This window comes from Candidatus Atelocyanobacterium thalassa isolate ALOHA (genome assembly GCF_000025125.1).
Taxonomy (GTDB): domain Bacteria; phylum Cyanobacteriota; class Cyanobacteriia; order Cyanobacteriales; family Microcystaceae; genus Atelocyanobacterium; species Atelocyanobacterium thalassae.
In genome coordinates this window covers 923,431-935,941 of record NC_013771.1, presented here as the reverse complement: position 1 = coordinate 935,941, position 12,511 = coordinate 923,431, and the positions used below count along the sequence as shown (strand labels likewise).

Here is a 12,511-nt window from a genome sequence, read left to right as displayed (position 1 = left end):
TTCTAAATTAATATTTTAATGTTAGATTTATTTCGATTGGCAACTTAAAAAAAGTATGGGAATTAAAAACTACCTAATAAATAAGTTACGTAAAATTATAGGCACTATTGATATTTTGAATGCTCTTGATCAAATTTTAAAAGATCAGAAACGTGAAACAATTAAAGATCTTTTAAACAATATTAAGCCTGGAAGTGTAATTCAATGTTCCTTAAATGCAATTGAAATTTTATCTCCAATTGAAATTTTACAAACTTACCAACATTGTTTACTGCCTCTACCAGAGAAAAAGCTTAATTTCTCAGTAGAAGAGCACTGTGCACAATGGTTATGTTCTAAAGTAAAATATGGAGATACTGTACTAGATATTGGTGCATCTTTTGGGGTTATCAGCTTACCTTTAAGTCGAGCTGTTGGAGATAAGGGAGCAGTTTATGCTTTTGAACCTGCAAAAAATACTCAACAGATTTTAGAAAAAGTTTTAAATTTAAATAATATTTCTAATGTTATGATTGTGCCTGATGCAATTTCTGATCAATCAGGATCTGCTGAATTTATTGAATACAATAAAGATAGTGATTCATGTTGGGCTTCTGATACTTCAACCTTGGTATCGGATATTAATATTCATACAAATACAAAATCTACTACTTATACAGTGAAAACGATAACGTTAGATGAATATATTGCTCAAGAGTCAATAAAACCATCAGCTATTAAAATTGATATTGAAGGATTTGAATTTTATGCGCTACAAGGTGCAAAGAAAACTTTACAAACTTATTTACCTTATCTTTGTATAGACATTCATGCTGATGTGAAGACTGGAAAATCCTCTTTACTGACAATTCAACCTTTTTTATATTCCTTGGGTTATACCTTAAGTATGGAAGAACATACTTTGTATGGAATACCACCTCAAAAATAACTATATTTTAGAAATAATCAAATTATTCGTATTAAAATAAATAATTCACTTGTCTTAAATTTTTTAGAGCCTAAAAGGATGTAAATAGTGCTTATTTCAATTGTTATTCCTTGCTATAACGAACAAGAAGTTATTCAAGAAGCTCATAGCCGTTTGGTAGCTGTACTAAATAATTTAAATCTTGAATTTGAGTTAGTTTATGTTGATGATGGTAGTCAAGATAGGACAGTAGAAATTCTACGAGAAATACAATATGATAATGAACGAGTAAAAGTAATTTTTTTATCTCGTAATTTTGGACATCAAATGGCTGTTACTGCAGGGCTAGATCATACTTCAGGAGATGCTGTGGTTTTGATTGATGCTGATTTACAAGATCCCCCTGAAATCATTAAAGATATGATATTCCAATGGTTTCAAGGCTATGATGTTGTATATGGTGTAAGGACGGATAGGCAAGGGGAAACTGCCTTTAAACTATGGAGTGCGAAGGCTTTTTATCGTGTAATGAATTATATGTCTGATGTGACAATTCCTATTGACACTGGAGATTTTCGATTAATAGATCGGCGAGTTGTTGAAGCTCTTAAAATGATGCCAGAACGTGATCGTTTCTTGCGTGGAATGGTTAGTTGGGTAGGATTCCATCAAATAGCAATTCCTTATCAGCGTAGTCCTCGTCTAGCTGGAGTTAGTAAATATCCACTTTTTAAGATGATACGTTTTGCAGCTGATGGTATATTGTCATTTTCTTTAGTTCCTTTAAGATTAGCAACTTGGGCAGGTCTTTCTACTGTAACATTATCTGTTATTGGTATATTTTATGCTTTATTTGTGAGATTGTTTACTTTAAGCTGGGTACCTGGATGGACCTTATCTTTTATCGCAATCTTATTTGTTGGTGGAACTCAACTAGTATTCTTAGGGGTTATAGGTGAATATATTGGAAGAATTTATCGTGAAGATAAGCATCGTCCTTTATATTTAGTGCGTGAGAAACTAGGTTTTTTACAAAAGTGAATATACTGTTAATATGAGTTAATTAGTACGAATAATTAATAGTAGCTACTTTACTAAAATACTTATTTAATAGAGAATTCATACATTAATTATCTAAAAATTTATTTAAACAATATTCATTTTTTACACAGGGTTATTTATACCTTTAGAAGATTAAAAATATAAGTAGTTTGCTTTATAAAGTTTTTTATGGTCTACTTCAATAAAAATAGAAGAATCATTAAAGCTATTAGAGTGATATGTAAAAAATGTTTTAAAACTTCAAATTAGCTTTATTTATATTTTATTTAGGAGAAAAATTTTGAATAATATTTGTCGCGTCTGTGATTCTACAGATCTAGAACTAGCTATTGATTTAGGGCATCAACCTTGGTGCAATAACTTCTTAGAACCCCAGTCAATAGGAAAAGAACCATTCTACCCTTTAAGGGTGTTGTATTGCCATAATTGCGGTACAGTACAGCTTGATTATACTGTCAAAAAAGAGATAATGTTTGGAGACCATACTTACTTATCTGGGGTAACACAATCTTTGAGCGAGCATTTCAAGAGTATTGCTCATGAAGTTGATAGTAAATTTTTTAAAAATTCTCTTTCTAAGTCTGTTCTAGATATAGGTTCTAATGATGGAACCCAATTAAAACATTTTCAAGCTTTAAACTATGAAGTGTTAGGAGTAGAATCATCTAAAAAAACTGCAAAGATAGCTAATGATGATAATGTTCCAACAGTCAATGATTTCTTTAATCTAGATTTAGTAAAATCCCTCAATAAAAAATTTGATGTTATCAATGCAGCAGGAGTTTTCTTCCACTTAGAAGAACTACATTCTGTTACTGAAGGAATAAAAGAAGCATTAGAAGAAAATGGTGTTTTCGTAGTCCAATTTCTTTACATGAAAAAAATTGTGGACAATCTAGCATTTGATCAAATATATCATGAACATCTTTTGTACTATAATTTAAACACTATAGAGGTTCTACTAGAGCGTCATAATTTATCAATGTTTGACGCATATTTATCACCTATCCATGGTGGATCAATTATTGGATTTGTAACTCACAAAGGGAAGAAGAATCCTAGTAAACGATTATTAGAGATGCGCAAAGCAGAAGTAGATGATAAAAGCAATGAATTTCTTACCTACTTAAATTTTGCTAAAAGAATTCAAAAAATGAAAGTTGATAACTTAGAATTTTTAGATAAAGCTAAAAAAGAAGGTAAACAAATCTGGGGATTCGGTGCTCCTGTAAAAGGAAATACAATGCTAAATTATTTTGGAGTAGGAACACAATACTTGAATTATTTAGTTGAAAAAAATGAGCTTAGGAGAGGTCTTTATTCTCCAGGCATGCACATTCCAATTTTAATAGAAAAAGAATTAAAAGAATTACCTGATATTTATTATGTTTTAGCTTGGAATTTTAAAAAAGAAATTTTAGCTAATAATCAACACCTAATAGATAAAGGTATTCAGTTTTATTTTCCTGTTAATCCCTAAGATAAGATATCTAACATAAGTTTATTGTCAAATAAGATATGATTAATATTTTATTTAATCACCAATTAATCTTAAAATCGAATAAGAACTATTCTTATTCGATTTTAAGATTAATAATTCTATGTCATTTTACGATTTTAATAGAATACTTTTTTAATTTCGTCTATATTTATTTTAAATATAAGCTCTTCATGTGTCATAGGAAAAGCTCAAAAAATTATTAATTATAATATTTTTTATTTTCTAACTAATTATATCAATTAATAAAATGCATTGTTTTCAAGTTTTAGTAAATAACATAAATTTTTTAATTGTTAACAAGAAGTTTATCCTGCCAATTTAAAGATTACCGTCAGTTAAAACTTGTTCTAGTATTTCTAGAGAAATTTGAGAAAAATATCTTTTTTTAAAATTTTCTTCTTCAATGACTTCATTAAGCTTTTGCAAAAAAGTTTGGTGTTGAGACTTTGTACTTACTATAGTACGAAAAGATAATTTTTTATTATCTTTATTAATTAAAAATCCAAATTTCCCTAAAAAATCTAACATTAAATCTAAGCTAAAATCACTTAGAGATAAGACTTTTCGCAATTTTTTCCTTGTAATTTTTTGATTATTAGAAGATAAAAAATTAGCAATGTCAATAGCTTTTTGAATTGTATCGATAGAACTTGAATCAACGTTGAATGAGTACGATAAAGCTAGATCTTGAAAATTCTTACAGCTTTTTTCATATATATTTAATAATTCTGACCAATCAACAGGACAGAACTTAAAAAGCTCAAAAGATCCATTGTTTATATTGTTAAAAGTAATTTTATCATTTCTATAATCTAATAAATTGATTCTTGTCTTTTTGGAGTCAAGATGATGTGAAATTTCTTGAATTTCGATTAAGCGCACTTCATAATTTCCAGGTTGTAAGTTGCTATAACCTAGCTCGACGATAACATCATATTTTATATCCTCTTTATTCTGTAGTTCCCCCTTAGAGTGCCCCCACCAAACTCCAGGAAATCCTTTTTTAGTAGAAGAGTCATAAAGAGTAAACTCAGTTTTTACATATTTTAAATTATGATTTTTAAAAGTTTTGCCGTTATTATTTTTAGAAATTTTAAGATAACAATTTTTAATAAGTAATTTAGGAACCAGGTTACCTATACCGTAAGGCTCTAAAATTTTTAATTCTCGAAATAAAGATTGTCCGAGTTGAGAAACTGTAACTGTCAAATCAGTCTCAACTATAGACTTTGAGGTATCAATTTCAACATATTTTTGTCGTAAGTATTGATTGGCTCTTTCTCTAAATAAAGGAATATTTTCATTACTTAAACTTAAATCAACTAAATCTGAGTATTCTTCTCCATAAAATGAATACAGTAGATCATGTTGAGAAGATATCAATTCATAGGAACTGATATTATTAGAAGAATATGCATATCCTTTGGAAAAATTTAAATTTTGTTGTTCATTTTCTTTACATTCCACGGTTGTCAATAAAATTGTTGGCTTATTATATTCACATGAAACTTCTTGAACAATTAATTTCAATATTTCACTCTCCCATTCAGGATTTTCTAGAACAATAACCTGAGTTATAGATAAATCAATAGCTTTTAAAGTTTGCCTAATATTTCTAATAATATATTGCTGTAGGTTATTACATCGAATGTTAGCTAATTCAGCTTCAAGAGCAAGTTTTTCAGAATAATCTTTATCTTTGTTAGTCAGTAACTCTATCAGAAAACTAGAACTTTTATTGACACAACAAACAGAATTAATCCTAGAACCAATCCCAAAACAAATATCAGTTGGGCGGTTTCCAGATAGTTTACACAGATAGAGTAAATAAGCTATTCCAGGCCTACTAGGATTTTTTAGTTGCTTTTGTAAATTTTGAATACCTTTTTTAGTTAAATATCTCAACTCTATATTTAATTTCAATAAAGTAGAAATTGAATTAATGGCTACTAAGTCTAGTAAATTATCTAAATTATCGCTTGGTGTCTTAGGAATTTCGGTGTGAAGAGATTCAATTAATTTATATGCTAATGAAGTTTCTGAAAGATCAAAGAAAGGATGATCTACAGATAAAGAATAAGAATCAATAGTATATATAAGATCCTTTAAATTAACGGGGTTAATGTTTCTGCCTATTGCAATAATATCAATACCAAAAGATTTGGCAAGACTAAGATCTTGCAGACTAAAATCTTTTATGCCACAAGTAATAATTAAATTTACTTCTTCAATAGCGAATTGTTTTATCGATGCAGTATTAAAACCATGGCATCTAGTGCTATAGCTAGGAATATAATAATTAAGCTGAGTGTAAGGTATCAAAAAATTTCCCAGCCCTTCCCACAATAAACTTGTACTTATGATGCTGTTAAGACCTTCTTTCCCGCAGATAATAACCTTCTCTTTATTTTGAACTGCTGCTTTTAATCTATAAACAGAAGGTATCACCTCACTCCAACCTTCAAATATACTTAGAGATTCATAAGAATCACAATCCAAAAAAATCTTAAGTTGATCAACAGTTCTAATATTCCTATTCCATAGAATTTGAGATATGAAATTTTCTTGAGGAGAAATGTTGAAAGAGCTGAGTATATTAGTAAATGAGGGAGGTAAATCTACAAGAGATGGAGATTGCCATGTAATTTGACCAGTATCCATATGATGGTAATTTAACAAAAAATCTATAAAATTCTTATATTATCTTAATTTATACAGCTAAAATTTAAGTAGTCAAGATAATAAGGTCCTATAAAAAATGTTAACGTCAATTTCGTCGTTGGATTCAAAAGTTGCTATAGTTACCGGTTCCTCTCAAGGTATTGGCCGTGCAATTGCGATAGAGTTAGCTAGCTTAGGCTTAAAAGTCGTTGTTAACTATGCTAATTCTAAAGCAGCAGCAGAAGAGGTAGTAAAAGATATAATACGGAATGGAGGAGAAGCTATTGCTGTTCAAGCTAATATTGCTAACTTAGAAGATGTAAAAAAATTAATTGATAATACATTAAATAAATTTGGAAGAATTGATATTCTAGTCAACAATGCAGGGATCACACGTGATAAATTACTGTTAAGAATGAAGCTTGATGACTGGCAAACAGTTATTGATTTAAATCTCACAGGAGTTTTTCTTTGTACTCAAGCTGTTATAAAAACTATGCTTAAACAAAAAAACGGACGTATTATTAATGTTTCTTCCATAGTAGGTGAAGTAGGTAATCCTGGACAAGCCAATTATAGTGCAGCAAAGGCAGGTATATTAGGCTTTACCAAATCAGTTGCGAAAGAAGTAGCTAGCCGTGGCATAACAGTTAATGCGATTGCTCCTGGTTTTATTAAAACTAATATGACGAAAGATCTAGAAAAAGAAAACGTTTTACAATCTATTCCTTTAAAAAGGTTGGGAACTCCAGAAGAAGTAGCAGGGCTTACAAGATTTTTGGCAGTTGATCCCTCTGCAGCTTATATCACAGGACAAGTAATCAACATAGATGGTGGAATGGTAATGAATTAATTTAAGTTTTTCCAGACAGAATAATAGAATCAACTAAATATATAAATCATTTAAATTAACAAATGATTAAAAATAAATATTTTAGTATTCAAAAGTTATGGTATTGTTCTTTCATCACTCTTTGATAAATGTAATGCCTTTACCTTTAAATCAAATATAGTTATTATTAAGCGTGGTCTGCTTTATAACCAACAAATTAGCTTTTTATGTAGTGGCTATAAATCTGTAATCTATTAATTTTGTTCTAGTTGTGTGGTTTGTAAGGAGAGATAATGGGAAAAACTATAGACTTTAGTGGGCGGCCCTTTCATTTTATTGGTATTGGCGGAATTGGAATGTCTGCTTTAGCGCATATCTTGGCCAAGCGTGAGCTTCCTGTCTCTGGTTCTGATTTACGTTCAACTCATATTATTGAAAGATTACAAAAAGTTGGCGTTCATATTTTTAATCATCAAGAAGCGACAAATTTGGAACTATTTAGCTGTAATCAAAAGCAAGCTTTAAAAGAAATTCCTGCCTCTAATCATGAGAATAAAACTTTTCAAAACGAAAGTTTAGTTGTTAGTGAAGACGAATTATCATTAGAACAAAAATACTTACCTCAGGTTATTTGTTCCACAGCTATTACTAATGATAATTCTGAATATCTTGCAGCAAAAAAGAAAGGTTGTCCTGTTTTTCATCGTTCTGATATCTTAGCAGCCTTGATTAGTGATTATAAAAGTATTGGTGTAGCGGGGACTCATGGTAAAACAACGACTAGTAGTTTAATTGGTTATATGTTGCTTGAAGCAGGTATTGATCCTACGATAATTATCGGAGGTGAAGTAGATGCCTGGGATGGTAATGCTAGAATAGGTGCAGAAAAAGGATATCTTGTGGCTGAAGTAGACGAATCTGACGGCTCGTTAATTAAACATCATCCTCATATCGGTGTCATAACAAATATTGAGCTAGATCATCCAGACCATTATCAAAATTTAGATGATGTAATCAATACATTTCAAATTTTTGCAGCACAATGTGACATTTTAGTTGGCTCCCTTGATTGTGAAATTATTTCTTCATACCTTTCACCTCATATTACTTATAGTCTAGATTTTAATAAACAAGCAGATTATACAGTTAAGAATCTTGTTAATGATAATAAAGGGGCTAGGGCTGAAGTTTGGGAAAGAGGAATATATTTAGGAAAAATAAATTTAACTGTTCTTGGTAATCATAATGTTAGTAATACCCTTGCAGCTATCGCTGTAGGTAGAAAGATAGGTCTAGAGTTTTCTGTGATTGTAGATTCTCTATTAAATTTTCAAAGTCCAAAAAGACGTTTTGAAAAACGTGGTTATTGTAACGAAATTACTTTTATCGATGACTATGCCCATCATCCTAGTGAAATCAAAGCAACTCTGTCAGCGGCTCGCTCTAAAATCGATAATAAACTAGCTAATCGTATAGTTGTTATCTTTCAACCTCACCGTTATAGTCGTACTTTTGCTTTATTGGAAAAGTTTGCCACTTGTTTTAATGAAGCAGATTTAGTTGTTTTAACAGATATCTATAGTGCTGGAGAAATTAATACCAATAATATATATGGAGAAGATTTAGCGAAGGAAGTTAGCAAAAATCATCCTAAAGTACTCTATTTTCCATCTTTAGAAGATTTACCTCAAAAACTTCCTGAATTATTACAACCTAAAGATTTGGTTTTATTTCTAGGTGCAGGTAATTTAAATCAAATCATTCCTCATATCATTGATCTTTGTCGAACTAGTAAATAGTTAAAATTAGTTAGGTCATATTATATGTCTTTAGAACGGAACAATTTTTTGAGTTAGCAGTCGTGTTTCTCATATAATCTAATTAATTTAAATAGTTTATGACTCATCCATTTCCTTCTTTGTCTGGATATATTAAATCACATAGTGCCATAGGGAAGATTCATAGTAATATATCTTTAGCTCCCTACACTTCTTACAAAGTAGGTGGAGAAGCTCAATGGTATGCAGCTCCTCATAATTGGCAAGAATTACAAGCAACTTTCGAATGGTTCTCAAATAAAAATTTATCATTAACATTACTCGGAGCTGGATCTAATCTTTTAATAAGCGACAAAGGGATTAAAGGATTAGTGCTAAGCACACGTAATTTTCGTCACTATCAGTTTAATAACGATATAGGATGTGTCACAGTAGCTGCAGGAAGACCAATTGTAAGCGTTGCTTGGCAAGCAGCTAAAAAAGGTTGGTCAGGTTTGGAATGGGCTGTTGGCATCCCTGGAACAGTCGGAGGAGCCGTTGTTATGAATGCAGGAGCTCACAATCAGTGTATTGCTGATTTACTAGTTAATGTAGTCATCCTATCTTACGATGGTAAAGTTAAAACTTTAACACCTAAAGATTTAGACTATGGCTATAGAACTTCTTCTTTACAAAATGGAAAACATTTAGTTCTTGAAGCAACTTTTCAATTACAGCAAGGATTTACAAAAGAAGATGTAACGAGAAAAACACAACAAAATCTTCAAAAAAGAAGGAGTTCTCAACCTTATGATAAGCCTAGTTGTGGAAGCGTATTTCGCAATCCATCATCGCACTCTGCGGGATGGTTGATTGAGCAGTTGGGTCTAAAAGGATATCGAGTGGGTGATGCTGAAATATCTCATTGTCATGCTAATTTTATTTTAAATTGCGGACAAGCTAAAGCAGAAGATATTTTTCGGTTAATTCATCATGTTCAGGAAAAAGTGCAAGATCGCTGGTCATTAATACTTGAACCAGAAGTAAAAATCTTAGGAGAGTTTTCCACTCTTTAGTCTTGATAAGTAAAAGAATAGAAAAATTGTAACTATATGCAATATGAAGATTATTGGTAACCCATTTAATGTAACTAGGATCTTCTAGAAATTATATAACTTATGTGAGGATCAATATATTTCTCTCTTGAAGAGCTAACCCTCACAATAAGAGTTATCTTTTTCAATTTCAGTTTAAATTATTTAGCAAATTACTTCTGTCTAGTAATACGTTGTAAAGTATACAGTACTAAAAGATTTAACGTAACTTTTCTTTCGTCTATCATAAAAGATTCAAGAGTGCTAAGAAATTTATTATTATGGCCGAAGGAAAAGGCTTTTTGGCCATTAATACTTTCTTCAGGAAAATAAATTATGAACTGACGTTGACTATTACTCCAAGTACCGATAATTTGTGAGCAAGATTGATCTGTACTTGCTCCAACAATAGAAATCGGAGCTTTTGTAAAAGATAATTCTATATCAGTTAACCCTTCTTTATTTAAACTTTCTTTAAGAGTAGGTACAAAATGCTGCTCTATAAATTCAGTAAATGGTTTATCTTCAAGAGCAGGAGGTTTTTCCTTTTTCTCTTTTTTTTCTTTAGGCTGTGTCTCTTCTACCATGGCTTTTCCTTAATATTGTGACTGTGCCAGACAAAAAGATCTTACCATTTATATAGTAAGTTATGTTCCTATTTGAAAAAATAATTTTCTAAGGATAATTTGTTTATAAATTATTAAGTCTAATTTAATTAAGTCTTTCTACCATAAATATATAAAGCTATTGGTATATTTTAATAATAATAATTAAGCATTAAATTAAATCCAACTGATCCTTAATAACCTTGGCAATTTTAGAAGCTGCTCCAGATTCTCCTCTGATTTTTAGTAAATTACAATGAATTTGTTGTAATTTTGAGGGATTATTTATAAAGTCTAAAACTTTTTGAGCCACTTGATCAGGTTGTAATTCTCCAACTAGCTCAGGGACAATTTTTTCTTTTGCCCATATATTGGGCCATGCAAATAAGCGACCTTCTTTAATAACTTGCTTGTTTATAAATTTTGCGAACTTACTTCCGATAAATGGTAGATTAGATAAAATTCCTGGAACACCATCCCATGTCCTCATAGCATCTAATTTTTGTGTTGGAAGTAAAACAATCATCGGAACGCCTAAAGCCCCTAATTCCGCAGTATTAGCTCCTACAGTTGTGAGTGCGAGACAACATTTACGTAAATGAGAATGTACTGGAAAATCATTGATTAACTCTACTTCAGCTCCATTGTTAGTTTGTAAAAAGTATTTTTCGGTCTTATTAAAATTTTTAACTATTAGATTAGCTTCTACTCCTCCCATTTCTTTTACGAGAGGATTGGACTTGGATTGTGAGTAATAAACCAAATCTTGAATATTTAAAGTAGGGGCAACTGGAAGAATAAAATGAATATTAGGTCGTTTTTTGTAAATATAATCAGCGATCGCTAAGCAGAGCGGAACACCTTGAGTTAATTTACCTGATTTAGAGCCGGGCAAGAGAGCAATAACAGGACTATCAACCATTTTCAATATATCTAATGGAGTTGAAGTAAAATCTGCCATCAAATCCCCAACAACTACACATTTGTTTTGATATGTTTGTGGAACCTTTTTGATAACAGATTGATTCATTACAGCGAATTTATCAAGCCAGCGATACCATCTAGCTTCCCATTCTGCATAAGTTACTGACTTGTATCCTAACCTTTTACTAATAAGTAGAGTATAAAACTGATCACCACCCAAAAATAGGACAATCCCTTTTTCTCTCCAATCCCAGTTATCAGATGTTTTGCCAAATAATAAAAAAGGGAAAAAGAACTCACTAGATTGAACTCGATCTACCCCAATATAATTTTTAACAATATTATATTCTTGCCCTGTACTATGAGGACATGGAGATAACATTACTGAAATTCTGACTTGAGAAGAATCATTCCCAAAGAGATTACGCAAAGAAACCACAACAGGTCTAACCCAAGTAGTTATTTCTCCTGGGCCGTTTGAAAGTATTAGAATGTCAATCGGTTTCATTTTTCTTATTAACGATTTTAAGAGCAATTCTTAACGTATCTTCTCTTTAAAAACAAGGGCATTTCCGAATAAAATTACAGCTTACTTCATTCCATTTAAGAACCTAAGAATAAGTATTTTTATTCAGCTTATTATAGATATCGAGATAAAGTGATTGGCCTACAGTACTCGCCGCTGTTATTAGAATAGTTCTAATTGCCTGAATGTTACGCCCTCCTTTCCCATAAACTCGGCCTTTATCTACTTCATTGATAGCTAACCTTACCCAAACCTTTTGACTACTCTTAATCTTTTCGCAATCAACACTCAAAGATTTCGGAGATTCTAGTAAAGGCTCTACTAGAAATTCCACCAGTTTAGAATAGTTAGGAATTTTATAATTATGAAAATTGACTACATCACTAATGTTAAACATTAGTTTGTTCAAAAACTTTTTCTTTTTTAAGAATGGCTCTTACAGTATCGCTTGGTTGAGCGCCTTGATTTAAACGATTAACAATAGAAGGAATATCCAATCGTGTTTCATTAGTTCTAGGATTATAAAATCCTAGTTCTTCGATAGGACGTCCATCTCTACGAGCCTGGCTTTTTATTGCAACTATTCTATAACTAGCTTCTCGTTTTTTCCCAAATTTTTTCAATCTTAATTTAATCATCTTA

The 12,511-nt window shown here is 30.9% G+C and carries 11 protein-coding genes; 6 read left to right on the top strand and 5 right to left on the bottom strand.

Annotation, left to right across the window (positions count from 1 at the left end; translation table 11 throughout):
• Window positions 1-55 precede the first annotated feature (55 nt).
• From UCYN_RS03855 to UCYN_RS03845, 3 genes are all read left to right on the top strand, one after another.
• On the top strand, window positions 56-928 hold the full coding sequence (locus UCYN_RS03855) for an FkbM family methyltransferase (protein WP_012954197.1): 873 nt from the start codon (window positions 56-58) through the stop codon (window positions 926-928).
• A gap of 87 nt (window positions 929-1,015) precedes the next feature.
• Complete coding sequence (locus UCYN_RS03850; protein WP_012954196.1) at window positions 1,016-1,948, top strand: glycosyltransferase family 2 protein; 933 nt, start codon at window positions 1,016-1,018, stop codon at window positions 1,946-1,948.
• A 301-nt stretch (window positions 1,949-2,249) separates the two neighbouring features.
• Window positions 2,250-3,449: a class I SAM-dependent methyltransferase gene (locus UCYN_RS03845; RefSeq protein WP_012954195.1), complete on the top strand. Its 1,200-nt coding sequence runs from the start codon at window positions 2,250-2,252 to the stop codon at window positions 3,447-3,449.
• Window positions 3,450-3,788: 339 nt separating this feature from the next.
• Here the strand turns inward: UCYN_RS03845 and UCYN_RS03840 are convergent, their stop codons facing one another.
• Window positions 3,789-6,131: a single-stranded-DNA-specific exonuclease RecJ gene (locus UCYN_RS03840; protein WP_012954194.1), complete on the bottom strand. Its 2,343-nt coding sequence runs from the start codon at window positions 6,129-6,131 to the stop codon at window positions 3,789-3,791.
• A 97-nt stretch (window positions 6,132-6,228) separates the two neighbouring features.
• On the opposite strand from UCYN_RS03840, the gene fabG reads away from it, so the two are divergent.
• The 3 genes from fabG to murB all read left to right on the top strand — a co-directional run bounded on the left by fabG (window position 6,229) and on the right by murB (window position 9,796).
• Window positions 6,229-6,984: a 3-oxoacyl-[acyl-carrier-protein] reductase gene (gene fabG / locus UCYN_RS03835; RefSeq protein ID WP_041487756.1), complete on the top strand. Its 756-nt coding sequence runs from the start codon at window positions 6,229-6,231 to the stop codon at window positions 6,982-6,984.
• A gap of 272 nt (window positions 6,985-7,256) precedes the next feature.
• Window positions 7,257-8,762, top strand: coding sequence for a UDP-N-acetylmuramate--L-alanine ligase (gene murC, locus UCYN_RS03830; RefSeq protein ID WP_012954192.1), 1,506 nt, complete (start codon window positions 7,257-7,259; stop codon window positions 8,760-8,762).
• 98 nt (window positions 8,763-8,860) lie between these two features.
• Window positions 8,861-9,796: a UDP-N-acetylmuramate dehydrogenase gene (gene murB, locus UCYN_RS03825; RefSeq protein WP_012954191.1), complete on the top strand. Its 936-nt coding sequence runs from the start codon at window positions 8,861-8,863 to the stop codon at window positions 9,794-9,796.
• 191 nt (window positions 9,797-9,987) lie between these two features.
• Here the strand turns inward: murB and UCYN_RS03820 are convergent, their stop codons facing one another.
• The 4 genes from UCYN_RS03820 to rpsP form a co-directional block, all read right to left on the bottom strand.
• Window positions 9,988-10,401 (bottom strand): DUF2996 domain-containing protein, encoded by a 414-nt coding sequence (locus UCYN_RS03820; protein WP_012954190.1) that lies wholly within the window; start codon window positions 10,399-10,401, stop codon window positions 9,988-9,990.
• Between the two features lie 190 nt (window positions 10,402-10,591).
• Window positions 10,592-11,851: a glycosyltransferase family protein gene (locus tag UCYN_RS03815; protein ID WP_012954189.1), complete on the bottom strand. Its 1,260-nt coding sequence runs from the start codon at window positions 11,849-11,851 to the stop codon at window positions 10,592-10,594.
• Between the two features lie 103 nt (window positions 11,852-11,954).
• On the bottom strand, window positions 11,955-12,266 hold the full coding sequence (locus UCYN_RS03810; protein ID WP_012954188.1) for a KH domain-containing protein: 312 nt from the start codon (window positions 12,264-12,266) through the stop codon (window positions 11,955-11,957).
• Window positions 12,259-12,507 (bottom strand): 30S ribosomal protein S16, encoded by a 249-nt coding sequence (gene rpsP, locus UCYN_RS03805; RefSeq protein ID WP_012954187.1) that lies wholly within the window; start codon window positions 12,505-12,507, stop codon window positions 12,259-12,261. The genes UCYN_RS03810 and rpsP overlap by 8 nt, the downstream gene beginning before the upstream one ends.
• Window positions 12,508-12,511 lie beyond the last annotated feature (4 nt).

What these genes read in the sequence shown, in the direction of transcription:
- UCYN_RS03820 (WP_012954190.1), bottom strand. Translation starts at nt 10,401, where the DNA reads ATGGTAGAAGAGACACAGCCTAAAGAAAAAAAAGAGAAAAAGGAAAAA.
- fabG (WP_041487756.1), top strand. Translation starts at nt 6,229, where the DNA reads ATGTTAACGTCAATTTCGTCGTTGGATTCAAAAGTTGCTATAGTTACC.
- UCYN_RS03855 (WP_012954197.1), top strand. Translation starts at nt 56, where the DNA reads ATGGGAATTAAAAACTACCTAATAAATAAGTTACGTAAAATTATAGGC.
- UCYN_RS03810 (WP_012954188.1), bottom strand. Translation starts at nt 12,266, where the DNA reads ATGTTTAACATTAGTGATGTAGTCAATTTTCATAATTATAAAATTCCT.
- UCYN_RS03840 (WP_012954194.1), bottom strand. Translation starts at nt 6,131, where the DNA reads ATGGATACTGGTCAAATTACATGGCAATCTCCATCTCTTGTAGATTTA.
- rpsP (WP_012954187.1), bottom strand. Translation starts at nt 12,507, where the DNA reads ATGATTAAATTAAGATTGAAAAAATTTGGGAAAAAACGAGAAGCTAGT.
- murB (WP_012954191.1), top strand. Translation starts at nt 8,861, where the DNA reads ATGACTCATCCATTTCCTTCTTTGTCTGGATATATTAAATCACATAGT.
- UCYN_RS03815 (WP_012954189.1), bottom strand. Translation starts at nt 11,851, where the DNA reads ATGAAACCGATTGACATTCTAATACTTTCAAACGGCCCAGGAGAAATA.
- murC (WP_012954192.1), top strand. Translation starts at nt 7,257, where the DNA reads ATGGGAAAAACTATAGACTTTAGTGGGCGGCCCTTTCATTTTATTGGT.